Source organism: Streptomyces sp. NPDC026673, assembly GCF_040638135.1.
In the GTDB taxonomy this organism is placed as follows: domain Bacteria; phylum Actinomycetota; class Actinomycetes; order Streptomycetales; family Streptomycetaceae; genus Actinacidiphila.
This window is the reverse complement of record NZ_JBEZXR010000055.1, coordinates 22,423-46,013: the sequence shown is the minus strand read 5'-3', so window position 1 is coordinate 46,013 and position 23,591 is coordinate 22,423. Positions and strand designations below refer to the sequence as shown.

21 protein-coding genes are annotated in these 23,591 nt (G+C 72.5%); 12 read left to right on the top strand and 9 right to left on the bottom strand.

From position 1 onward, the window contains the following. Window positions 1–2: 2 nt before the first annotated feature. From AB0F62_RS29970 to AB0F62_RS29955, 4 genes are all read right to left on the bottom strand, one after another. Window positions 3–1,088, bottom strand: a complete 1,086-nt coding sequence (locus AB0F62_RS29970) for an ABC transporter ATP-binding protein (protein WP_361806070.1) — start codon at window positions 1,086–1,088, stop codon at window positions 3–5. A gap of 43 nt (window positions 1,089–1,131) precedes the next feature. Continuing rightward, window positions 1,132–2,109, bottom strand: a complete 978-nt coding sequence (locus AB0F62_RS29965) for an ABC transporter permease (RefSeq protein WP_361806022.1) — start codon at window positions 2,107–2,109, stop codon at window positions 1,132–1,134. A 79-nt stretch (window positions 2,110–2,188) separates the two neighbouring features. Further along, entirely contained in the window at window positions 2,189–3,970 is a 1,782-nt protein-coding gene (locus tag AB0F62_RS29960; RefSeq protein WP_361806019.1) for an ABC transporter substrate-binding protein, read from the bottom strand. 86 nt (window positions 3,971–4,056) lie between these two features. Beyond that, entirely contained in the window at window positions 4,057–5,085 is a 1,029-nt protein-coding gene (locus AB0F62_RS29955) for an ABC transporter permease (RefSeq protein WP_361806067.1), read from the bottom strand. 433 nt (window positions 5,086–5,518) lie between these two features. Between AB0F62_RS29955 and AB0F62_RS29950 the strand changes: the two genes are divergently transcribed. Further along, window positions 5,519–6,580 carry a hypothetical protein gene (locus tag AB0F62_RS29950; RefSeq protein WP_361806016.1) on the top strand — a complete coding sequence of 354 codons (1,062 nt, stop codon included), beginning with the start codon at window positions 5,519–5,521 and terminating at the stop codon, window positions 6,578–6,580. Here the strand turns inward: AB0F62_RS29950 and AB0F62_RS29945 are convergent. Further along, entirely contained in the window at window positions 6,577–8,709 is a 2,133-nt protein-coding gene (locus tag AB0F62_RS29945; RefSeq protein ID WP_361806014.1) for an alpha/beta fold hydrolase, read from the bottom strand. The genes AB0F62_RS29950 and AB0F62_RS29945 overlap by 4 nt on opposite strands. Window positions 8,710–8,898: 189 nt before the next feature. Here AB0F62_RS29945 and AB0F62_RS29940 point away from each other — a divergent pair, with 189 nt between their 5' ends. The 8 genes from AB0F62_RS29940 to AB0F62_RS29905 all read left to right on the top strand — a co-directional run bounded on the left by AB0F62_RS29940 (window position 8,899) and on the right by AB0F62_RS29905 (window position 16,417). Further along, entirely contained in the window at window positions 8,899–9,093 is a 195-nt protein-coding gene (locus AB0F62_RS29940; RefSeq protein WP_361806011.1) for a hypothetical protein, read from the top strand. Between the two features lie 233 nt (window positions 9,094–9,326). Continuing rightward, the gene (gene mshB / locus AB0F62_RS29935; protein WP_361806008.1) at window positions 9,327–10,220 is read left to right on the top strand and encodes an N-acetyl-1-D-myo-inositol-2-amino-2-deoxy-alpha-D-glucopyranoside deacetylase; all 894 of its coding nucleotides are present in this window, start codon (window positions 9,327–9,329) and stop codon (window positions 10,218–10,220) included. Beyond that, window positions 10,217–10,573 (top strand): DUF6113 family protein, encoded by a 357-nt coding sequence (locus AB0F62_RS29930; RefSeq protein ID WP_361806005.1) that lies wholly within the window; start codon window positions 10,217–10,219, stop codon window positions 10,571–10,573. The genes mshB and AB0F62_RS29930 overlap by 4 nt, the downstream gene beginning before the upstream one ends. Before the next feature lie 193 nt (window positions 10,574–10,766). After that, window positions 10,767–12,845 (top strand): hypothetical protein, encoded by a 2,079-nt coding sequence (locus tag AB0F62_RS29925; RefSeq protein WP_361806002.1) that lies wholly within the window; start codon window positions 10,767–10,769, stop codon window positions 12,843–12,845. 136 nt (window positions 12,846–12,981) lie between these two features. Then, on the top strand, window positions 12,982–13,887 hold the full coding sequence (locus AB0F62_RS29920; RefSeq protein WP_361805999.1) for an ABC transporter ATP-binding protein: 906 nt from the start codon (window positions 12,982–12,984) through the stop codon (window positions 13,885–13,887). Further along, complete coding sequence (locus AB0F62_RS29915) at window positions 13,884–14,597, top strand: ABC transporter permease (RefSeq protein ID WP_361805996.1); 714 nt, start codon at window positions 13,884–13,886, stop codon at window positions 14,595–14,597. The genes AB0F62_RS29920 and AB0F62_RS29915 overlap by 4 nt, the downstream gene beginning before the upstream one ends. Window positions 14,598–14,631: 34 nt before the next feature. After that, the gene (locus AB0F62_RS29910) at window positions 14,632–15,879 is read left to right on the top strand and encodes a histidine kinase (protein WP_361805993.1); all 1,248 of its coding nucleotides are present in this window, start codon (window positions 14,632–14,634) and stop codon (window positions 15,877–15,879) included. Beyond that, window positions 15,809–16,417, top strand: a complete 609-nt coding sequence (locus AB0F62_RS29905; RefSeq protein WP_361805990.1) for a response regulator transcription factor — start codon at window positions 15,809–15,811, stop codon at window positions 16,415–16,417. The genes AB0F62_RS29910 and AB0F62_RS29905 overlap by 71 nt, the downstream gene beginning before the upstream one ends. Window positions 16,418–17,135: 718 nt before the next feature. Here AB0F62_RS29905 and AB0F62_RS29900 read toward each other — a convergent pair. Together AB0F62_RS29900 and AB0F62_RS29895 are read right to left on the bottom strand one after the other, a co-directional pair. Next, window positions 17,136–17,960, bottom strand: coding sequence for a transglutaminase-like domain-containing protein (locus tag AB0F62_RS29900; protein WP_361805987.1), 825 nt, complete (start codon window positions 17,958–17,960; stop codon window positions 17,136–17,138). A 10-nt stretch (window positions 17,961–17,970) separates the two neighbouring features. Next, a complete protein-coding gene (locus AB0F62_RS29895) occupies window positions 17,971–18,996 on the bottom strand; it encodes a GNAT family N-acetyltransferase (protein WP_361806064.1) in 1,026 nt (341 codons plus the stop codon). Window positions 18,997–19,109: 113 nt separating this feature from the next. Between AB0F62_RS29895 and fdxA the strand changes: the two genes are divergently transcribed. Both fdxA and dapC read left to right on the top strand, forming a co-directional pair. After that, window positions 19,110–19,430: a ferredoxin gene (fdxA, locus tag AB0F62_RS29890; RefSeq protein ID WP_018561461.1), complete on the top strand. Its 321-nt coding sequence runs from the start codon at window positions 19,110–19,112 to the stop codon at window positions 19,428–19,430. A gap of 94 nt (window positions 19,431–19,524) precedes the next feature. Beyond that, on the top strand, window positions 19,525–20,637 hold the full coding sequence (gene dapC / locus AB0F62_RS29885) for a succinyldiaminopimelate transaminase (protein ID WP_361805984.1): 1,113 nt from the start codon (window positions 19,525–19,527) through the stop codon (window positions 20,635–20,637). Between the two features lie 78 nt (window positions 20,638–20,715). Here the strand turns inward: dapC and AB0F62_RS29880 are convergent, their stop codons facing one another. Further along, complete coding sequence (locus AB0F62_RS29880) at window positions 20,716–21,159, bottom strand: ATP-binding protein (RefSeq protein ID WP_361805981.1); 444 nt, start codon at window positions 21,157–21,159, stop codon at window positions 20,716–20,718. Window positions 21,160–21,444: 285 nt separating this feature from the next. Continuing rightward, window positions 21,445–22,446 carry a heavy metal transporter gene (locus AB0F62_RS29875; RefSeq protein ID WP_361805978.1) on the bottom strand — a complete coding sequence of 334 codons (1,002 nt, stop codon included), beginning with the start codon at window positions 22,444–22,446 and terminating at the stop codon, window positions 21,445–21,447. 63 nt (window positions 22,447–22,509) lie between these two features. Between AB0F62_RS29875 and dapE the strand changes: the two genes are divergently transcribed. Further along, the gene (gene dapE / locus AB0F62_RS29870) at window positions 22,510–23,577 is read left to right on the top strand and encodes a succinyl-diaminopimelate desuccinylase (RefSeq protein ID WP_361805975.1); all 1,068 of its coding nucleotides are present in this window, start codon (window positions 22,510–22,512) and stop codon (window positions 23,575–23,577) included. Window positions 23,578–23,591: the final 14 nt, after the last annotated feature.

Genomic DNA, 23,591 nt, shown 5'->3' with positions numbered 1-23,591 from the left:
GCTCACCGCGCACCGCCGCGCAGCCGCGGCTGGATCTGCCCGGTGAAGATCTCCCGCTTCCGATCCGGGCCCAGGTGGCAGGCGGAGCCGCGCCGCTCGCCCTCGGGGATGCCGGGCCGCTCGGTGGCGCAGCGGGCGCCGCCGACCTCGGCGGTGAAGGCGCAGCGCGGATGGAAGGGACAGCCGGCGGGCGGGTTGAGCAGACTGGGCGGGGTGCCCGCGATGGGCGACAGGGGCAGGTCCACCGGCGCCGACAGACGCGGGATGGACGCCAGGAGCCCCCAGGAGTAGGGGTGTTCCGGCGTCTTCAGGATCTCCCGCACGGTGCCGCGCTCGACGCAGCGTCCCGCGTACATCACCATCACGTCGTCGGCCGTGTTGGCCACCACGCCCAGGTCGTGGGTGATGATGATGATCGCCGTGCCGGTCTCCCGCTGGAGGTCCTTCAGCAGGTCGAGGATCTGCGCCTGCACGGTGACGTCCAGGGCCGTGGTCGGCTCGTCCGCGATGACCAGCTCCGGATCGCAGACCAGCGCCATCGCGATCATCGCGCGCTGCCGCATGCCTCCGGAGAACTGGTGCGGGAAGTCGTCCACCCGCAGCCGCGGCTGCGGGATGCCCACCCGGGCGAGCATCTCGATCGCCCGCTCCCGGGCGGCCTTCTTCGAGGCGCCCATGTGCTTCATGTAGGGCTCGGCGATCTGCCGCCCGACCGAGTAGTACGGGGACAGCGCGGTCAGCGAGTCCTGGAAGATCATCGCCATCTTCCGGCCGCGCAGCCGCTCCAGGGTCCGCTCGGAGGCGCCCGTGAGCTCCTGGCCGTCCAGCACGATCTCGCCGCGGATGGTGGTGTTGCGGGGGTTGTGCAGGCCGAGGACCGCCAGGTTGGTGACCGACTTGCCGGAGCCGGACTCGCCGACGATGCCCAGGGTCCGGCCGCGCTCCAGGTCGAAGGAGAGCCCGTCGACGGCCTTGACGAGCCCGTCCTCGGTGGCGAACTGCACGTACAGGTCGCGTACCGACAGGAACGAGCCGGACGGCTCGCGGTTCTCGGGTCCGGGCGGTCCCGCCTCGGTCTTGGTGAGGATGCTCAACGGTGCTTCTCCTCTGCGTGCCGGCAGGCGTTCCGGCTCACGACAGCCTGATCCGCGGGTCGATGAGGGCGTAGGCGGCGTCGACGACGATGTTGCAGACGACGATGATCGTGGCGCCGATCAGCATCACGGCCATCTCCAGCGGCAGGTCGCTGCGGAGCACGGCCTGCACGGACAGCAGGCCGAGGCCGTGCAGCCCGAAGGTGACCTCGGTGATGATCGCGCCGCCGAGGACGGAACTCAGGTCGATGCCGAAGATGGTGATGATGGAGGCGGCGGCGCCGCGCAGCGCGTAGCGCAGGAACACGTACCGGGAGGACATGCCCTTGGCGCGGGCGGCGCGGATGTGGTCCTCGGACATCTGCTCCACCATCAGCGACCGTGTCTGGCGGCTGTAGTTGGACCAGAAGATCACCGACAGCACCATGCAGGGCAGGATCAGCCCCTGCACCGAACCCCATGGGTCGTGCGACCAGTCGGGGTCGTGGCCGCGGTCGAGCACGTGCCAGCTGCTGGCGAACAGGCCGATGGCGATCGGGCCGAGGAAGTAGATCTGCACGGAGTTGCCGACCAGCGAGATGCCGCTGGCGATCCGGTCGAAGGCCCTGCCCTGCTGCCAGGCCGAGACGAGGCCGAGACCGACGCCGATGACCAGGAAGACGGTCGCACCGCCGATCGCCAGCGACAGCGTGGTCGGGTAGCGGTCGGCGATGGTGTCCCAGACGAGCTGCTGGTCGGCGAAGGAGTAGCCGAAGCACGGCGCCGGGCAGTGGCCGATGGGCATGTCGCGGCCGGCGAAGATGCCGACCATGAAGTGCCAGTACTGGGTCCAGATCGGCAGGTCCAGGCCGAGGTTCTTGCGGATCAGCGCCACGTTCTGCGGGCTGCAGTTCTTGCCGCAGGACAGCAGCGCCGGGTCGGAGGGCAGGAAGAAGAAGAGGAAGTACGTGATGGCGCTGATCAGCAGCAGGATGACCAGCGCGCCCAGCACACGGCGTACCAGGAAACGCAGCATGGGTCAGGCTCTCCGTCGGTTCCGTCGGGGCGCCGGTCCCGGCCCGGGGAGAGGCCGGGACCGGCGTGTCTGCGCTGGGCTACTGCTTGACGAAGATCGTGTTGGGGTTGATGGTCCCGTAGACCTCGTTGTAGGTGACGCCGCCGAGGCCCGAGCCGTGGATGTTGAAGTACTTGTCGAAGATGAACGGGATCTGCGACGTGTCGTTCTTCAGCACGTACTCGGACAGCGTCCGCCACTCGTCGTTCTGCTTCTTGATGTCCGTGATCGCCAGGATGCGGTCGATCTCGGAGTTGACGTGGTCGTCGTTGAGGAACGAGTAGTTGTTGGTGCCGTCGGCGAGGTTGCGGCCGTCCATGGTCGGCGGGACCACGGTCGAGGCGCTGGGCCAGTCCGCGCCCCAGCCGGTGCGGTACAGGTCGTACGGGGTGTCGAGCTTGCCGACGACCGTGTAGTACGAGGTCGGGTCGATGGCCTTGCGCTGGACGTCGAAGCCGGCCTTCTCCAGGGCCTTCTCGATGGTCAGCGACACGTTCTGCCAGCGCGGGGTGTTGGCGTAGGCGTAGGAGAGCTTGACCTTGCCGGTGACGCCGGCCTCCTTGAGCAGCTCCTTGGCCTTCTCGATGTCACCGGTGGGCTTGTCGAGCTTGCCGAAGGGGTCGTACTTCTTCCAGCCGGCGACCGTCGGGCTGAGCAGGGTGGTGCCGAGCTCGCCCTGGGCGCCGCCGCCGAAGGCCTGCTGGACCTGGGTCATCGGGAAGGCGTACATGATCGCCTGGCGGACCTTGGGATCGGTGATCCGCTTGGTGTTGATGTTCATGACCTCGACGTACGGCTGGTACTGGTTCACCGTCCGCGACTTGTACTGCGCGTCCGTCGTCAGCGTCTGCATCTTCGACGGGTCGGAGGAACCGGACAGGTTCACCGCGTACTTGTCGTTGCCGTCCTCGGCCGCGAGCCGGTTGGTCAGGCCCGGCTCGGCGATGCCCAGCTGGAAGTTCCAGCTGTCCGGGTAGGCGTTGCGGATCGGGTCGGTCTTCGGGTCCCAGTTGGTGTTGCGCTCGAAGACCAGCTCCTTGCCCGGCTTGTAGCTGGCGATCTTGTACGGGCCGGTGGAGACGGGGTGGTTGTTGTACTTCTGCTTGTCGTCCTTGGCCTTCGGCACCGGCGAGATGTTCGGCATCGCGGCCGCGTAGGGCGCGTCGGCGTGCGCCTCCAGGAAGTGGAAGACGATGGTCTTGTCGTCCGGCGTGTCGATCTTGTCGGCGGGGATCTCCTTGCCCTCGTAGGGGCCGGTGTACGCCTTGCGGTAGTCGGCGCCGTAGAGCCACTTCTGGATGTACTGCGGGCCCTGTGTCTGGTAGTCGGCGAAGAGCCGCTCGATGCCGTACTTGACGTCCTTGGAGGTGACCGGCGTGCCGTCCTCGAACTTCAGGCCGTCCTTGAGGGTGTAGGTCCAGGTCTTCGCGCCGTCGGAGGACTTGCCGGTGTCGGTGGCGAGGTCGCCGACCAGGATCGTCTTGCCGGTCTTGGCGTCGATCTTGTAGCCGGTGAGCGAGCGGTTGTAGAGCAACTGCACCGACAACTGGTCACTGACGTACTGCTGGCCGGGGTCCAGGTAGTCGAAGCCCGCCTGGTCGAGGTCGTACGCCGTGCCGCCCTTCTTGGCCCCGGGGACCTCCGGGGCGGGGCCCTGGGAATCGGCGGCCGTGCCGATGCCGAAGTTCTGGACGGTGGCCTGCTTGCCCTCGCCGCCTCCGGCGCCGGTCCCCCCGCCGCCACCGCTGCTGCACGCAGCGGACAGTGTCAGAGCCCCCACCGCCAGGAACGCGGAGGCGTAACGCGCCTTGCGAATTCTCATTGATCCCTGCCTGTCAGTGAACCGAACTGCGGATACCGACGTGCCCGGTCTCCCCCCACAGGGGCCCGGCGCGGCGGCTTGGACACCTAGCGCACGGTCTTGGGATCGAGTGCGTCCCGGACCGAATCCCCGAGCAGGTTGAAGGCGACCACGAAGATCACCATCGCGATGCCGGGGAAGAACATGAAGGTGACATCGGACTCGTAGTACGCCGCGGCCTGCTGGAACATCAGCCCCCAGTCCGGGGTGGGCGGCAGGATTCCGACGCCGAGATACGAAAGGCCCGCCTCGGCGGTGACGTTCACGGGGAGCAGCAGCGTCGACTGGACCAGAATGGTGGACCAGATGTTCGGCAGCAGTTCCTTGCGGATGATCCGCGCGGAGGAGGCGCCGCTGATCCGCGCGGCCTCGATGAACTCGCGCTCGCGCAGGCTCAGCACCTGGGCGCGTACCAGCCGGCCCACGCTCATCCAGCCGAGGACGAACTGGACGATGACCAGTGCCGCGATGCGCACATAGGTCGGTTCCTCGTCGCGGGGGGAGACGAACAGGGCCACGATCACCGGCGTGAACGCGATGAAGAAGAGCTGCTGCGGAAAGGACAGCATCAGGTCGGAGAACCGGCCCATGAAGTAGTCGGTGCGCCCGCCGAGATATCCCTGGACGAGGCCGATGAGCACGCCGACGACGACGGAGACCGTGGTCACGGCAAGGGCGATGCCCAGCGAGGTGCGGATTCCGTAGATCAGCAGGGTGAACACATCGCGGCCGAGCTGCGGCTCGAGCCCGAACCAGAAGTCGCCGTCGATGCCGCCGTTCGGCTTGAGCGGGATTCCGTAGCTGTTGAGCAGACCCAGGTCCTGACCGTACAGGTCGTAGGGGTTCTTGCCGTAGAGCTTGGAGATCAGCGGCGCGGCCAGCGCGATGACGATGTAGAAGATCACCACGCCCGCGCAGAGCATTCCCGTGCGATCGCGTCTGAAACGCAGCCAGGCGAGCTGTCCCGGGGATCGCCCGACGAGTTCGGAGGGTTCCTTCCCGGTGCCCTCGACTTCGGCGGGAGCCTCGGCCGGAACGGGTTCCGGCCGGTTCGCGGCCGTGCTCGGACTGGACATGCTCATCTGCCCCCGCACCAAGGAGTTTTGGTGGCGCCTGTGAACGCCCGTGGCTAGCTAGCCGGTATTGGGCAATGGATTTGGCGGCCAGTCAAGGGGGTGAAGCGATCAGAAGGCGAGATCTTGATTAACTTGGGGCAAGGTTTTGGATATTGTCGTGAACGCGTGCTTGACAGCCTCCGGCCGGTATCGGCGAATGCGGAGGTTTCAGGATGAAACTCTTTAACACGCAGGCAACTTGACGGACGCATCACCGATATACGGACGCGTCATGCTCGGCAGCGTACGGCCGTGCGGGTGCCGTGAGCCGGCCGGGGTGATCTCGATCATTCCGGCCGGCTGCCGTGCGCCCGCGTTGAACGGTCGCCCGGCCCGGTCCGTATCCCTGGGGAAGGCCAAGGACAGTGCTGCCGGAAGGGCCGGGGAGGTGGCCGTGCGGCAGGCGTATCGGCTCGGAGGAGTGATCTGTGCCGTCCTGGCGGTCGCCGAGGCGGTCTGGCTGGGTCAGGACCTCACGCAGTTCCGGGTGGACGGCGCCGTCAGGGTGTGGTCGGGGCTGGGCGTGCCGGTCGGCGGGGCACCGCTGGTGACCTCGACCGTGGACCTGCTGCTCCTCGGGCTCTACGCGGCCGCCGCGGTGGCGGCCCTCAGGCCGGGTGGCGTCGGGGTCCTCGGGGCCGCCGCGGTGGTCACCCTGGTGGTGCGCACCCCCGCGGCGTACCTCCTGGCCCCCGCCTCGGGCGGCAGCCCGCCCGGTCTCCAGGGCGCGCTGCTGGTCACCGCGGGCGGGCAGGTCCTCGGGGCGCTCGTGCTGCTCTTCGTCGTACGGCGCACCGGGGAGGACGCGCCCGCCCCGCCGCGGCCCGCGGCGGGCGTGCTGGCGGGCCTGCTGCTGTTCGTCGTCGCGCTCATCACCGGGATCCTGGAGTTCTCCCGGCAGTCCGACCCCGCGGCGGCGCCGCCGCCCGGGTACTTCTGGCGTACCGCCGTGGGCGGCCACCTGGTCGACTCCCAACTGGGCGCGCCCTACGAGTGGCTGGTCTGGGCGACGGCCGGACTGGCCGCGGCCGCGGGCTTCGCCGCGTTCTCCCGGGCCCCGTTCTCCCGGCCGCTGGGCATCGTGGTGACCGGCCTGCTGGTGATGACCGCGGTCCCGGTGATCGGCACCTCGCGGATCGACGCCCCGGGCGCGGACGACTTCGCCGCCGCGTTCACGGTGGGCGCCGCGCTGGTGGTGACCCTGCTGCTCGTGCCGGGCGACCTGGCGGCCGTGGGCGTGCCCTCCGGCGACCCCTTCGCGGAGGCGGAGATCCCGGCGGCGGCCGACAACCTGTCCATGCCGCTGTACGAACAGACCGCCGTGCTCCCCGTCTTCGGCGCCTACGGGCAGGGGCCGCCCGGGCCCTACGGGCAGGCGACCCCCGGGCCCTACGAGCAGGAGCCGCCCGGGCCCTCCGCCGAGCCTCGGGCGGCGTATCTGCAGGACCCGACCTAACCCCGGGCGATGCCGAGGGAGCGCTTCAGGAAATCGACCTGGAGCAGCAGCAGGTTCTCGGCGACCTCCTCCTGCGGCGTCATGTGCGTGACCCCCGAGAGCGGCAGCACCTCGTGCGGGCGGCCGGCCGCCAGCAGCGCGGAGGACAGCCGCAGGGTGTGCGCGGCCACCACGTTGTCGTCGGCGAGGCCGTGGATGATCATCAGCGGCCGTACCTCGTCCGCGGGATCGGCCAGACCGGCCTCGGTGACCAGGGAGTTGGCGGCGTACACCGCGGGCTGCTCCTCGGGGTGGCCGAGGTACCGCTCGGTGTAGTGCGTGTCGTACAGCCGCCAGTCGGTGACCGGCGCGCCCGCCACGGCCGCGTGGAAGACGTCCGGGCGGCGCAGCACCGCCAGCGCCGCCAGGTAGCCGCCGTACGACCAGCCGCGGATGCCCACCCGGGTCAGGTCCAGGGGGTAGCGGCCGGCCAGCGCGTGCAGCGCGTGCACCTGGTCGTCGAGCGTGACGCCCGCGAAGTCGCCGGCGATCGCCTTCTCCCAGGCGGGGGAGTGCCCCGGGGTGCCCCGGCCGTCCGCGACGACCACCGCGAAGCCCTGGTCCGCCAGCCACTGCGCCTGCAGATGGGCGCGCTGCGCGCTCACCACCATCTGGCCGTGCGGACCGCCGTAGGGGTCCATCAGCACCGGCAGCGGTCCGTCGCCGTCCCGGTGGCCCGAGGGGAGCAGCACCGCCGCCGGGATGCCGCGCTCGCCGGCGCCGACGAACACGGGGCGCGCGGTGAGGACGGGGGTCTCGGCGTGCGAGGCGATCTCGGCCACCTGCTCGCCGTCCCGCAGCACCCGGACCGCCGCGGCGGCCGACTCCGGCGACGCGGACGACAGCACCGTGAGCGCGCCGGCGCGCACCGCCGAGTGCACGCCCGGCGCGCCGGTCAGCCGGACCGGGCCCGCGGTGCCTCCGTCGGCGCGGTACACATGGATCTCGCCGATCTCCGGATCCTTGGCGCCGTGCCCCGCGGAGGCCGACAGCAGGATGCCGTCGCCGTCCGTCCCGAGCACCGCCCGTACGTGCAACTCCGGTCCGGTCCAAGGCTGTTCGCCGACGTACAGCGACCGTGAACCGTTCTCGTCGGAGATCCGCACAAGGCGTTCGCCGGGCATCCAGGCGGGCACGCCGGCGAAAAGATCCAGCCAGATTTGATCGCGGTCCCGGTGCACCTCGCGGGTGGCGCCGGTGGTGGTGTCCACCGTCAGGTACAGCTGCTCACGCTGGTCCCGGGCCTGGACCAGCAGCAGCGGCGGACCCGCCGCGGACCAGTGCACCTGGGCGAGGTAGGGGTAGCGCTCGCGGTCCCACTCCACCGGGGTGGCCTCGCCGTCCAGGGTCAGCAGCACCAGCGTGACCTCGGCGTTCGGCGTGCCGGCCGCGGGGTAGGCGACCTCGGCCGGCGGCTGCCCGGGGTTCGCCGGGTCGGCGATCCACCAGCGGCGGACCGGGGACGCGTCCACCCGCGCCGCCAGCACGGAGGCGCTGTCGGGGGCCCACCAGTAGCCGCGGCTGCGGGACATCTCCTCCGCGGCGATGAACTCCGCCAGCCCGTACGTCACATCCGGACCCTCGGGGGCGGCCAGCGTCCGGTCCCCGCCGCCGTCGACGGCCACCACCCGCAGCGCGCCGTCCGCCGCGTAGGCCACCAGGCGGCCGTCCGGCGAGGGGCGCGGGTCCACCACGGGGCCCGGCACGTCGATCTCCCGGGCCGTGCCCGCCCGCAGCTCCGCCGTGAACAGCCGCCCGGACAACGCGAACGCGGCCAGCTCCACCGCGTCGTCGGTCGCGTAGCCGACGATCCCGGCCGAACCCTCCCGGCTGCGCTCCCGGCGTGCCCGCTCCTCCGGGGACAACTCCTCCGCCGCGCCGGACAGCAGGACTCCGGGGTCCGCCGCGACCCGTTCGGTGCCGGACTCCGGGTCCAGCACCCACAGCAGGTGCGCGCGGTCGGTGCCGGAACGGGAGCGCAGGAAGGCGACCCGGCCGCCGTCCGGCGACACGGTGAAGGCGCGCGGGGCGCCGAGCGAGAACCGCTGCGTGCGGGCGTACTGCCGCGGGAACGAGAGCGCTTGCGTCATGGGGGGAGTGTGCCACCGCCCGCGGGTGAGCCCGGCGCACGCCAACCGCGAGATCCGGCCATGCGCCCCCACGTGCTCCCGTGCGACGAGCTATGCGGTGCGCCACAAAGTTATGATCCACTGCCGAGAGTGGGTAACAACCGTTTGGCACATGCTGTCACGACCCTGAAGCCCTGGAGGTGAGCCGCTGTGGCACTTTCGATTTCGGCGGTGCTGCTGCTGCTGATCGTCGTGTTCTTGCTGGTCAGGAAGGCCGGTTTGAAGGCGGGGCATGCGGTGGTCTGCATTCTGCTCGGGTTCTATCTGGCGAGTTCGTCCATCGCGCCGACGATCCGGGATCTCACCAACAATGTGGCGGGCATGATCGGGGACTTCAGGTTCTGAGCCCTGGCTCTCCCCGGCTCCATTCGGTTCCCTCCGGCTCCCCTCGCTCCCTTGGCGAGCCGCAGGACCCGCCTTCCGGGGCGCCGTGGCGCCACGGCGTCCCGCACGCAGCCGTGCCGCGTCGCCGTCGGCCGCCGGCGCTCCGCGGCGTCGTCCACGGCCTCGCGGCCGCACGTACCGGACGGCGCTCCCGCACCAGCGGAGATCCGCAGGACAGGCCCTAGGCTCTCCTCATGACCGCACTGCCCGCCCGCCGACTTCTGCTCGTCCACGCCCATCCCGACGACGAGTCGATCAACAACGGCGCCACCATGGCCAAGTACGCCGCCGAGGGCGCGCTCGTCACCCTGGTGACGTGCACCCTCGGCGAGGAGGGCGAGGTCATCCCGCCCGAGCTGGCGCATCTGGCCGCCGACCGCGACGACACCCTCGGCGCGCACCGGATCGGCGAACTCGCCGACGCCATGGACGAGCTCGGCGTCGCCGACCACCGCTTCCTGGGCGGCCCCGGACGCTTCCGGGACTCCGGGATGATGGGCGCACCGCAGAACGACCGGCCCGACAGCTTCTGGCAGGCGGACCCCGACCTCGCGGCCGCGTACCTCGTGGAGGTGATCCGCGAGACGCGCCCGCAGGTCCTGGTCGCCTACGACCCCGACGGCGGCTACGGCCACCCCGACCACATCCAGGCGCACCGGGTCGCCATGCGCGCCGCCGAACTGGCCGCGGAGCCGGCCTACCGGCGCGATCTCGGCGATCCGCACTCCATCGCCAAGATCTACTGGAACTGCATTCCGCGCGGGGTGGTCGAGGAGGGCTTCGCCCGGCTGCGCGCGGCCGGCAAGGAGATCCCCTTCGAGGGCATCGCGACCGCCGACGACGTCCCCGGCGTGGTGGACGACGCCCTGGTGACCGCCGCCATCGACGAGGAGGCCCGCTATGCCGACCGGAAGGCCGCGGCGATGAAGGCCCACGCCACGCAGATCGCGGTCGACGGCCCGTTCTTCGCGCTCTCCAACGACCTCGGGCAGCCTTTGTTCGGCGCCGAGTTCTACCGTCTGGTCAAGGGCGTTCCCGCACCGGCCGGGAGCCTGGAGAGCGACCTGTTCGCGGGGACCGGCGCATGAGGCGCGCCCTCTACCCCGCGCTCGCCGTCCTGGGCGTGCTGGTCGCCGTCGCGGGGTCCCTGGTACAGGCGGCCTGGTTCCCCGGCGGGTTGCTGCTGGCGCTGGCCGGGAGCGCCGCGCTCTTCCACGGCGGTGCCAGGCTGACCGGGACGCGGCTGGGCGCCGTGGTGCCGGCGGCGGTCTGGCTGATCACCGTGATGCTGCTCAGCTCGGCCCGTCCGGAAGGCGATTTCCTCTTCGCCAACGGACTGAGCCCGTACGTCTACCTGTTGGGCGGAGCCATGGCGGGCGTGATGTCGGCCACGCTAGTGCAACCCCGTCCTCCCGCCGGTGGATCACGTGAGGCACGATAGGCGGCACGTTGCGTCCGTTACGGAACGAGCGTCGCCCGATTTGACGGTTGACGTCGTATAAGCCCCTTTGATCAGGGCGATCTCCATCCGGCGGGCAGGCGGTCCCGACGCGGCGCCCAGTATGGTGGTGCGCGCCGCCGGGCCGCCCGCGGAAGGCCGTGACGGGTGGCGAAGCGAACCGGGAGAGCCTGCTTTGAGTCGTGACACTGACCGTCCGTCCCCCGGCCCTCAGGGCCGGGGCGGAGCCGCGTACCCGTCGGGTACCCCGCCGTACGGGACCCGACCGTTTCCGTCGCTGCACCCGCAGGAGGGCCCGCGGGACGGTGCCGCGGCCGAGGGGGAGGCCGCTGCCGCCCCCGCCGCGGAGGAGCCCAAGACCGAGACCACGCTGACCACCCGGGTGCGCATCAACATCCCCGGGTCCCGGCCGATCCCGCCGGTCGTCGTCCGGACGCCCGTCGAGGGCGGCGCGGAGGGCGAGGCGCCCGCCGGATCCGCTCCGGCCGCCCCGGCGGCCGAGTCGGCCCCGCCGCCCGCCGACTGGACCGCCGGCGGTGGCACCGGGGCCGGTCAGGGTGCCCCGGCGCCCGCTCCGGAGGCCGCCGCTGAGCCGGCGTCCACGCCGAAGGGCGAGAAGCCGGCGAGCGACTGGTTTGCGCCGCGGAAGTCCGGGCCCAGGCCCGAGGCCGCCCCCGCGCCGGCCCTCGCGCCCGCGCCCGCGCCCGCACCGGAGTTCGCGGCCCCTGAGGTCACCCAGCCGATGCAGCTCGGAGACATCCCGGCCCAGCCCGGCCCCCTTGAGCGCCGTCCGGTCCCGGCCCCCGGGCCCGGCGCCGCTCCCGGCGGTCCCCGGCGCGGCGGCATCCCGTACCTCAACGACGGCGCGGTCCACCCGGGCGGTCCGGGTGGTCCCGGTGGGCCCGCGGCCCCTGGAGGCCCCGGAGGCCCCGGCCGTGCCGCGCCCGGCCAGCGCCCGTTCCCCGGCGCACCCGGTACGCCCGGCGCCGGCCCCGCCGGGCCGGGAGCCGGTGCGCCCTTCCCGGGACAGCAGCCGCCGGCCGGACCCACCGCGGGCCCGGTGACCGGCGAGATGCGCGTGCCCCCGGCGGGCCCCGGCGCCGGCCGCCCCCCGTTCCCCACGCCGTTCCCGTCCTCCGCCGCCGACCGGCTGTCCGGCGACACCGTCGTCGGCGGCATCCCGGCCGTGCCCCCGGCGGGACCGTCGGTCAACCGCCCGGGCCCGCCCGGCGGGGAGATGTACCGCTTCGAGCAGGACGAGCCGGCGGCGCCCGCCGGCCGCCCGAGCGCGGCGGAGCCCGAGACCAAGGGCCGCTCCAAGCTCATACTGGTGGGCGTCGGCCTGCTCGGCGTCGTCGGCCTCGCCTATGGCGCGGGACTGCTGATGGACCACTCCGACGTCCCGGCCGGTACGACCGTCTACGGCGTCGAGATCGGCGGCAAGACCAAGGACCAGGCCGTCGCGGCCCTCGACCAGGCGCTCGGCTCGCGCAAGAACGCGTCGCTGACCGTCACCGTCGGCGATGCCCGCAAGACGCTGAAGCCCTCCGCCGCCGGTCTCGTCCTCGACACCGACGCGACCGTCCGCAACGTGGCGCACCGCGACTACAACCCGGTCACCGTCATCGGCTCGCTGTTCGGCGGCTCCCGCGCGGCCGACCCCGTGCTGACCACGGACAACGAGAAGCTCCGGGCCCAGTTGGAGAAGCTCTCCCAGGGCCTGGGCGGCTCCGGCTCCGAGGGCATGGTGAAGTTCGTGAACGGCAAGGCCATGGCGGTCCCCGGCAAGCCGCACCAGGGCGTCGACGTCAACGCGTCCATCGACGCCGTCACCGCCGCCTACGCCACCCAGATCGCCACCGGCAAGGCCGGCACGGTCAGCCTGAAGGCCGCCACCGTCGAGCCCAAGGTGACCCAGGAGGCTCTCGACAAGGCCGTCAAGGGCTTCGGCAAGACGGCCATGTCCGGGTTCGTCACGGTCCGAGCGGGCGCCGCGAACGTCCCGTTCAGCCCGCAGAACTCGCTGTCGAAGATCCTCACCATGGTGCCGGACCAGGACGGCAACCTGACCCCGTACATCGACCGCAAGGTGCTCCAGAGCCTGTACGGCGGCGCCTTCGACGGCATCCTCGTCACCCGCGGCGACGGCAGCAAGACCGCCGTCACCCCGGAGGACGTCGCCTCGGCGATGCTGCCCGCGCTGCAGACCACCGACGCCGCCAAGAAGACGGTCACCATCGAGGGCACCTCCTGACCGCCGGCGGACCCCGCACCGCGTGACGGCCGTGGCCCCGGTATCCGTACCGGGGCCACACCCATGACATCTGTCATCCGCAGGACGGGACGCCCGGCACTGCCGCCCGCGGCACGCCCTCGGCGAGGCTGCTGCCATGACCGCAACAGTGTTCACGCACGTGAGCAAGAGCTTCGGTCAGGTCCGGGCCGTCGAGGACCTGAGCCTGACCCTCCACCCCGGTGAGACCGTCGCCCTGCTCGGCCCCAACGGCGCCGGCAAGTCGACCACCCTGGACCTGCTGCTGGGGCTGCGCACCCCGGACACCGGCAGCGTCGAGGTCTTCGGCACCACACCGCGCCGGGCGATCGCCGAGGGCCGGGTCGGGGCCGTGCTGCAGAGCGGCGGCCTCATGGAGGACGTCACCGTGCGCGAGATCGTACGGCTCGCCTGCGACCTGCATCCGCGGGCCCACCCCGTGGCCGAGGTGATGGCGGCCGCCGGGCTGGAGTCCATCGCCGACCGCAAGGTCAACAAGCTCTCCGGCGGCCAGGAGCAGCGCGTGCGCTTCGCGCTGGCCACGGCCGGGGCGAGCGACCTGCTGATCCTGGACGAGCCGACGACCGGCATGGACGTCTCCGCCCGGCAGGCCTTCTGGGAGGCCGTGCGCGGCCAGGTGGCGCAGGGCCGCACGGTGCTCTTCGCGACCCACTACCTGGAGGAGGCGGACGCCGTCGCCGACCGGGTGCTCGTCCTGCAGGGCGGCCGGCTGCTGGCCGACGGCACCGCCGCCGAGATCAAGGCGCGGGCCGGAGTCCGGCGTATCGTCTTCGACCTGGACGAACCGGCAGACGAACCGGCCCTGCGGGCTCTTCCGCAGGTGACGGACGTGGAGATCACCGGGCGCACGGTGCGCATCCGGTCCACGGACGCCGACGCGACCGTGCACGCGGTCTACGCGGCCGGGCTCTACCCCCGGCACCTGGAGGTCGCCGGGCTCGGCCTGGAGCAGGCGTTCCTGGCGATCACGGAGTCGTCCAAGGAGGAGGTGGCGGCGCGATGAGGACGCTGGCCCGGCTGGAGATCCTGCGCGTCCTGCGCAACCGCAAGTTCATGTTCTTCTCGGTGCTGTACCCCGTGCTGCTCTTCATGATCCTGACGGCGGGCCAGGACACCTCGCTCGTCCCGTACTACATGGTCGCGATGTGCGCCTTCGGCGCCATGACCGCCGTGCTCATGGGCAACTCCGAGCGGATCGCCCGCGAGCGGGACAAGGGCTGGGTCCGCCAGCTGCGGCTGACCGCCCTCCCCGGGCGCGGCTACGTCATGGCCAAGGTCGCCGCGGCCGCCACCGTCAGCCTTCCCTCCATCGTGCTCGTCCTGGCCGCGGGAGCCGCCGTGAAGGGCGTGCGGATGGCCGCCTGGCAGTGGGCCGGCGTGCTGCTCACCAGCTGGGCGGGAAGCTTCGTCTTCGCCGCCCTCGGCGTGGCCATCGGCTACGTCGCCTCGGCGGAGACGGCCCGGCCCATCGCGATGATCGCCTACTTCGGGCTCGCCCTGCTGGGCGGTCTGTGGATGCCGTTCAGCTCCTTCCCGGGCTGGCTGCGCGACATCGCGAACCTGCTGCCGGCCCGCCCGTACGCGGCGCTCGGCCAGGCCGTCGAGCTGGGCCAGGCCCCGCACGCCCGGGACATCGCCGTGCTCGTGGCCTACGGGCTGGTGTTCGCCGGGACAGCCGCTTGGATGTACCGCAAGGACACGTCGGAGGGCTGAGGCCCCGGGCGGGCGCACGGAGAGGAGAGGGAACGTGGCCACCGGAACCAGCCAGTGGCGGGAGACCGCCGCGGCCGACGACACCACGGCCATCGGCCGCGCCCCGGAGAACCGCCGCCAGGCGCTGATCAAGCTGATCTGGGTCGCCATGTGGATGCTCTACCTGGGCGCCCCGGTCAGCGACCTCGCCGAGGGCGACCGCACACCCGCCGCGACCGTCCTGGGCTGGCTCGGGCTCGGCGTCTTCGTCGCCGTCTACCTGGGCATCGTCTTCTTCCGGACCAACGCCGAACACCAGCCGCGCCGGGTCTACGGGCAGCTCCTGCTGCTCGGCGCGCTGGGCCTGCTCATGGCGTTCACCCTCGGCGACTCCTTCCTCGTGCTGTTCGTCTACCTCGCCGTCGGCTGCGGGGCGGTGCTGCCGAGCCGCCAGGCGCGCTGGGCGATCCCGCTGGTCACCGCGGTGCTCGCGGCCGTCGCCGGGCTCACCGGGGCGAGCGAGGGCACGGTCGTCTCGTTGCTCGTGCCCTGCTTCCTCGGCGGCTACGCGATGACGGGGGTGCGCCAGTTGGTGCGGACCACCCGCGAACTGCGCGAGGCCCGCGCGGCGGTCGCCCAGCTCGCCGCCACCGAGGAACGGCTGCGGCTCGCCCGCGACCTGCACGACCTGCTCGGGCACTCGCTGTCGTTGATCACCCTCAAGAGTGAACTCGCCGGACGCATGCTGCCCGGCCGCCCCGAGGCCGCCGCCGCCCAGGTCGCCGACATCGAACGGGTCAGCCGGCAGGCACTCGTCGACGTTCGCGAGGCCGTGAGCGGCTACCGCCGCCCCACCCTCCCCGTCGAGCTGGCCGGCGCCCGAGACGCCCTGCGGGCCGCCGGCATCCGCGCCGAGCTGCCCGCGACGGTCACCGTCCCCCTCGCCCCCGAGGCCGAGGCCGCGCTGGCCTGGGCCCTGCGCGAGGCCGTCACCAACGTCGTCCGGCACAGCGGCGCCACCCGCTGCGCGGTCTCCGTCGCCGAGGAGGACGGCACCGTACGGCTCACCGTCGCCGACGACGGCCGCGGGCCGGGCCCCGGCGGCACGCGGCACGGCAACGGCCTGACCGGTCTGGAGGAGCGCCTGCTGCTCGCCGGCGGCCGCCTGGAGACCGCCGCCGGGAACGGCTTCACCCTCCGCGCCGTCGTACCGGCGGACTACGCTGCCGCCCATGATCCGGGTGCTGCTGGCGGAGGACCAGTCGATGGTGCGCGAGGCCCTGGCCGCGCTGCTGGGGCTTGAGGGCGACATCGAGGTGGTCGCGCAGGTCGCCCGGGGCGAGGACGTCGTCGAGGCGGCCCGCGCCGCCGCCGCGGAGGTGGCCCTCCTCGACATCGAGATGCCCGGCGCGATGACGGGCCTGGACGCCGCCGCGGCGCTCCGGGCGGAGCTGCCCGCGGTGCGCGTCGTCATCGTGACCACGTTCGGACGGCCCGGCTACCTGCGCCGGGCCATGGAGGCCGGCGCCGACGCGTTCCTGGTCAAGGACGCGCCGGCGGCGGAGCTCGCGGAGGCGGTGCGCAGGGTGCTGCGCGGGGAGAAGGTCATCGACCCCGCGCTCGCGGCGGCCGCGCTCTCGGAGGGGGCCGACCCCCTCACCCCGCGCGAGCGGGACGTGCTGCGCGCGGCGGCCGACGGGTCCCTCAACGCGGACATCGCCCGCCGCCTCCACCTCTCCGAGGGGACCGTCCGCAACTACCTCTCCACCGCCATCCAGAAGACCGCTGCCCGCAACCGCGCCGAAGCGGTCCGCATCGCCCTGGAGCGCGGCTGGCTGTAGGTGGGGGTTGCGGAGGGGGAGGGCGGGGGCGTCGGGCCGGTGGGTCGGCTGTCCCGCCGTCTCGCTCCCTTCGGTCGCAGAGATGCGGGCTGCGGATGGGGAGGGTGGCGGCCTGGGGCTGGTCGGCGGTGTGCGGGCCGATGTTCGGTTGAGGTTCAGGCGCCGGAGCGGGGCCGGTTGTTCGCGGGTGCCGGTCTCGGAGCCGTCCGCGGGTAGAGATGGCCGGTGACCACGCCCACCGTGCCTGGGTGGCGCGCCCGCCGTGACCTGCGTCTGCGGGTGATTCCCCGACAGCACCGGGCTCGGCGGGTGGTCTGTCGAGATCGGGCTCTGTTTCGCCGACATAGTCGGTGAAAGCGAGCCCGATGTCCCCCGGCTCAAAGATCGGGCTCTGTTCCGCCGAACATATCGGCGAAAGCGAGCCCGATGTCCCGCCCACCCCACATCAGCACCTCGAATCAGCCGCAGACGCAGGTCACGGCAGGCGCGCCCACTACGAACGGTGGGCGTGGAAGCGGCCATCTCTACGCGCGGACGGCAACGAGACCCCCGCCACCGGAAAGGCACCCCGCTCCGGCGCCTGAACCCCCGCCGCGCACCCACCCGCACACCGCAACGAAGCCCCGAACCGCCACCCTCCCATCCGCAGCCCGCCGCTGTGCGACCGAAGGGAGCGAGACGACGGGACGGCCAAGCCACCGGCCCGACGCCCCCACCCTCAGTTGAGCAGGGCCCGGGCAGCGCGGGCCTGGCGGCGGACGGCCGCGGCGGCGTCCGGCTCCGCGTCGGCGAGTACGTCCGCGTACGCGTCCATCTCGGCCGCGCCGTTCGCGAAGTCCCCCTTCCGCACCAGCAGCTGTGCGTGTTCGTAGCGCAACCGCGCCGGATGGTGCGGCAGCAGCAGCGCCAGCTCGACGGACCACAGCTGCGCGGCCAGGTGTTCCGGCCGGGCGGACGCCCAGGCGCGGATGTTGTTGAGCACGCGCAGCACGATGTCCAGCGGATCGGCCGGGGTGAGCATCGACGGGGACAGGGGGGTCCCCGTCGCGCCCGCCACCAGCAGGCGTACGTCCTCGTCGCCGAGCCTCCGGCCCCCGTTGAAGGGATCGGCCAGCACGAATCCGCCCGCGGGGTCGCCGAAGCCCACCACGAAGTGCCCGGGGAGGGCGACCCCGTGGACCGGGCCGCCCGCGCGCCGTACGACCTCCATCCAGACCACCGACAGCAGGATCGGCAGCCCGCGTCGCCGCCGCAGCACCTCGTGTAGCAGCGAGGACTCCAGCCGCTGGTAGTCGGCGGGGGAGCCGCCGAAGCCGCAGCGCCGGCCGAGGAGCTCGGCTGCGGCGTCGGCCCACTCGGCGGGGCTTTTCAGGCCGTACGGGAGGAGACCCGCGAGGCGGTCGAGTTCGATCTGGGCCGCGTCCATTCCGGCCTCGTCGAGGCCCGGATCGGCCTCCGCGCCGATGAGCAGGCACAGGAGCGCGAGGTCGGGGCGCGGCTCGCGGGCGGACTCGGCGAAGCGCTGCCTGATGGCGTCGTTCATACCCCGGTGCTCACCCTCCCGCGGACTGCGGGCCGCGGCGGTAGTGGTAGGCGTGGTGCGTGGTGAAGCCCATGCGGTCGTAGAGGGCGCGCGCGCCGTCGTTGTCGGTCTCCACCTGCAGGTACGCGCCGGAGGCGCCCTCGTCCAGCGCCTTGCGGGCGAGCGCGGCCATCACGGCCGAGGCCAGTCCGCGGCGCCGGTGGGCGGGGTCCACCTCGACGGCGCCGAAGGAGGCGAACCGGCCGTCGACCACGCAGCGTCCGATCGCCGCGGGCCCGGAGTCCTCCTCGCCGCCGTCTCCCGGCACCGTGGCGAACCACACCGAGGGGCCGCCGGTGAGCACTTTCAGCGCCTCGTCGCCCAGGTCACCCGTGCGGTGGTAGCGGCCGAGCCACGCCGTGTCGACCTCGCGGGAGAGACGTACGGCCTCGACGCCCGGCAGGTCCGCGATCGGGGCGAGGGCGGCCGTGCGCAGCAGCGCGTGGCCCTCCGCCGTCCAGCCGAGACCGCCCAGCGCCTCCGCCAGCGACGCGTCGGAGTCCTCGCCGCCGGTGGTGACCTGGACGTACGCGGGCAGCCCGCGTTGGCCGTACCAGCGGGCGATCCGGGCGGCGGCCTCCGTCAGCGGGACGCCCGGATCACCGAGCGGCAGCACGGAGTTGGCCCGCCGGGTGAACCCGCCGGCCGCCCGCAGCGTCCACGCGCCGAGCCGGGCGGTCTCCTGCGCGGGCCAGCCGCGGGCCGCCGACTCCTGCAGTTCCCGGGCGGTCGCGCGGGGTGCGCGGGCCCCGCGGCGCGCCGGTGCGTCGGGCACGATCTTGCCTGCCACCAGCGACGATTCCGCGATGCGGACGGTCTCTCCGTCCCGACGGGTGACAAGAAGCACCCCTTCGTCCCACGATGTGAGAATCCCTACGGAGTCGGCGAACACCGGCCGCCCGTCGACGATCTCCGTGATCCTCCGCACCGAAACGCGTTTGCCCACGTCAGAAGGGGTTATGCGCACCTCGAGCCGGCCTCCGGCGGTGAAATCCATGCTCATGACCGCCCCTCCTGTTCGTCTGCTGCCCAAGAACGGAGATACTAGGGGCGGGCATCGACGACGCCGCGCTCCCGCGCGAGACAGCCCTACCGAGGAGGAACGACAGCGTGACCTACGTCATCGCGCAGCCTTGTGTCGACGTCAAGGACAAGGCGTGCATCGAGGAGTGCCCCGTCGACTGCATCTACGAGGGCCAGCGGTCCTTGTACATCCACCCGGACGAATGCGTCGACTGCGGAGCCTGTGAGCCGGTCTGCCCGGTGGAGGCCATCTTCTACGAGGATGACACCCCGGAGGAGTGGAAGGACTACTACAAGGCGAACGTCGAGTTCTTCGACGAGCTCGGCTCGCCCGGTGGTGCCTCCAAGCTCGGGCTGATCGAGCGCGACCACCCCTTCATCGCCGCCCTGCCGCCGCAGGGCGAGTGACCCGGAAGTTGTGGGCGGTCCCGCACGGCACACCGCCGTGCGGGACCGCCGTGTTTGAGGCAGTGGCAGGCCCCGCGCCTGCGAGGAACGGAAAGTGAGCACCAGCGTGGCGCAGCCAGTCTCGTCCAGACTCCCCGTCTTCCCGTGGGACCGGCTCGAACCGTACAAGGCCACGGCCGCCGCCCACCCCGGTGGCATCGTCGACCTGTCGGTCGGCACCCCGGTCGATCCGGTCCCGCACATCGTCCAGCGGGCCCTGGCCGGGGCGGCGGACAGCCCCGGATACCCCACCGTGTGGGGGACGCCCGAACTGCGCGCGGCCATCACCGGCTGGGCCGGCCGCCGGCTGGGCGCCGTGGGGCTGACCGACGCGCACGTGCTGCCGGTGGTCGGTTCCAAGGAGCTGGTCGCCTGGCTGCCCACGCAGCTGGGCCTCGGCGCCGGTGACAAGGTGGCCTACCCGCGGCTCGCCTACCCGACGTACGAGGTCGGCGCGCGGGTGGCGGGCGCCGAGCCGGTGGTCTACGACGATCCGACCGGGACCGACCCGGCCGGGCTGAAGCTGCTGTGGCTCAACAGCCCCTCCAATCCCACCGGTCGGGTGCTGTCGAAGGACGAGCTGACCCGCGCCGTCGCCTGGGCGCGCGAGCACGGTGTGCTGGTCTTCAGTGACGAGTGCTACCTGGAGCTCGGCTGGGACGCCGATCCGGTCTCCGTCCTGCACCCGGACGTCTGCGGCGGCTCCTACGAGGGCATCGTGGCCGTCCACTCGCTGTCCAAGCGCTCCAACCTGGCCGGGTACCGCTCGGCCTTCCTGGTGGGCGATCCGGCCGTGCTCGGCGAGCTGCTGCAGATCCGCAAGCACGGCGGCATGATGGCGCCCGCCCCGGTGCAGGCCGCCACGGTCGCCGCGCTCGGGGACGACGCCCATGTCGCCGGCCAGCGCGAGCGCTACGCGCGGCGGCGGGCGGCCCTGCGGGGGGCCTTCGAGGGAGCGGGCTTCCGCATCGAGCACAGCGAGGCGAGCCTCTACCTGTGGGCGACGCGTGACGAGTCCTGCTGGGACACGGTCGCCGACCTCTCCAAGCAGGGCATCCTCGTGGCGCCCGGCGACTTCTACGGTGCGGCGGGGGAGCGGTACGTCCGGATCGCCTTCACGGCGACCGACGAGCGGGTGGCGGCCGCGGTGCGCCGGCTGACCCCCTGAGCTTCGGAGGCCGCCACGGCGGTGCAAAGGGCCCGGGGAGCGCCGCTCCCCGGGCCCTTTCGGTGCGGCTGTGGGGGGTCAGCCGCCGATCGGGAGCCCCTGGAGGGGCAGTTGGCCGGTGGAGGGGAGCCCACCCGGCAGCCCCTGCAGGGGCAGGCCGGAGCCGTCGGCGGCCTTGGTGGTCTTCCCGAGCTCCGTGGCGGTGCCACCGACGGTCTTGGCGGCCTGCGTCGCGGTCTTCTTGACGGTCGGCTGGGCGCTCTTGGTGAGACCGGTCACGGTGCCGGTCGTCGCGGGCACCGCCTCCTGCACGGTCTTCACGGCGCCGGACTTCTTGGCCACGCCGTTCACGGTGCCGGTGAGGTCGGGGGCCTTGTCCACGTTGGTCAGCCCACCCAGGTCGCCGACCTGCGGCAGCTCGGCGGCGGATGCGGCACCGGCACCGGCGCCGATGAGGGGAGCCGCGGCCGCGCCGACCAGCAGGGCGGCCCGGGCGATCCGACGCGCGAGGGGGAGAGACATGGTGCTCCTTTTACGGAGAGACGACGGTTTCGACGTGACATGTCCGCGGGGCGGACGTCGTGACTACCGCGTGAGGGGGCCCGAAGGTTGCGGCCGCCAAGAGTAAAGAGTTGGTAATGCGACCGGATTCCCGGGGCGTTGAAGTGGAGCAATTCGGGCGGAGTCCGAAGTGCCGCCGAAACGTAACAGCCCTTGATCAGAAGCGTTTTTCGCACCCTCGACCGAGGGGATTCCCATCTGATGGTTTTGGCGTATCAATCACCCGCCTGAGGGTGAATGCCCGCACTATTGCGCGACGGTGATCCTGACATCGCCCGGGGCATCGCCGGAAGCGGCGGAATTCGCCGCCGTCCAACCCCGGTCGGAGGCCCCCGCGGACCACTCGCGGTCCCCGAAGGACACCTTCTCCACCTTCAGCTCGTGGGCGTGCGCCACCGCCCACTGCGCCAGTTCCCAACCGCGCCGGCGCCGGTCGCCGCGTGCCTCGTTCCCGGCCGGGGCCGACGGCACGGCCACCGTGCGCCGCGTCGGCCCCGTGCTCCCCGAGCCGTTCTTGGCGTCCTTCCCGGCCCCGTCGCCCGGATCCGCGGGCGCCTCGACGGTCCGCGGCGCCACATCGGCCCCGAACTCCCGCACCAGCCGGGCCCGCACCTTCGCCGGATCGCCCCCGCCGGCCGCCCCCGCGGCCACCCGCGCCGTGCAGGTGAGCGCCCCGGCGTGCCGGCCGGTGAGCGCGCCCGCCAACAGCGCGGCGTCGGCCTCGTGCTTGGCGTACGCCTGTGGAAAGCCGCTCTTCTGCACTTTCTGCGCGGCCACCGTGAGCGGGAGCCGGGAATAGCCGGGGATCTTCACCAGGCCGTCGAAGAATTCGTTGGAGGAGTACACCGGGTCCATGATCTGCGCGGCGGTCCCCCAGCCCTGCGAGGGGCGCTGCTGGAACAGCCCCACCGAGTCGCGGTCGCCGTGGTCGAGATTGCGCAGCGCCGACTCCTGCATCGACGTGGCCAGCGCTATCGTCACCGCCCGCTCCGGCAGGCCGCGCGAGGTCGCCACGGCGGCGATCGTCGAGGCGTTCGCCGCCTGCTGCAGCTCCAGCGTCAGGCTGCCGGCCTCCGTGGTCACCGTGCACTCAGACCGCCGCGGCCCGCCGCCGACACCGGCCAGGTGGTGGGCCGCGTACCCCGCGACCCCCAGCAGCACCAGGCCGGCGGTGGCCAAACGCGCGGCGCGCCCCCGCTTCCGGGGGGCGCGTTCGTCGGGCGTCGACGTCGACGGTGGCTTCGGCACGCGCACACCGTACCGAAGCCTCGCGCCGAGGAGCCGTCTTCGTGCCCCGGTAGGGTCGGCGGCATGGAACGGCCCGTGCTCGATCTCAGTCAGGACGCCGCCGCCGTGACGGCGCAGCTCGTCGACATCCCCTCCGTCAGCCTCGCCGAGAAGCCGTTGGCCGACGCCGTGGAGAGCGCCCTGCGCGCCCTCCCGCACCTCACCGTGGACCGCGACGGGGACGCCGTGGTCGCCCGTACGCGGCTGGGCCGGGCCGAGCGGGTCGTGCTCGCCGGGCACCTGGACACGGTGCCGATCGCCGAGAACGTGCCCTCCCGCCTCGACGCCGACGGCGTCCTGTGGGGCTGCGGCACCTCCGACATGAAGTCCGGGGTCGCCGTGCAACTGCGGCTCGCCGCCACCCTCCCCGAGCCCAACCGCGACCTGACCTTCGTCTTCTACGACGCCGAGGAGATCGCGGCGGAGCACAACGGCCTCAAGCGCCTCGCCGAGAACCACCCGGAGTGGCTCGCGGGCGACTTCGCCGTCCTCCTGGAACCCACCGACGCCAGGGTGGAGGGCGGCTGCCAGGGGACGCTGCGGGTCCGTGTGGAGACCACCGGCCGCCGCGCCCACTCCGCGCGCGGCTGGCTGGGCGACAACGCCATCCACAAGGCCGCGCCGGTCCTGGCCCGGCTCGCCGCGTACGAGCCGCGGAAGGCGGTCATCGACGGCCTCACCTACCGCGAGGGCCTCAACGCCGTCATGATCGAGGGCGGCCACGCCGGCAACGTCATCCCCGACTTCTGCGCGGTGATCGTCAACTTCCGCTTCGCCCCCGACCGTTCCGAGGCCGAGGCGTTCGCCCACGTCCGCGAGGTCTTCGAGGGCTTCGACGTGCGGCTCACCGACAGCGCCCCCGGCGCCCTGCCGGGCCTGTCCCACCCGGCGGCGGCCGCCTTCGTCGAGGCCATCGGCACCGAGCCGGCGCCCAAGGACGCCTGGACGGACGTGGCCCGCTTCTCCGCGCTCGGCGTCCCCGCGGTCAACTACGGTCCCGGCGACCCCAAGCTCGCCCACACCCGGGAGGAGCACGTCGCGGTCGCCGCCGTCCTGGAGGCGGAGGAGAAGCTGCGCGCCTGGCTGGCGTAACGAGCAATTCAGCG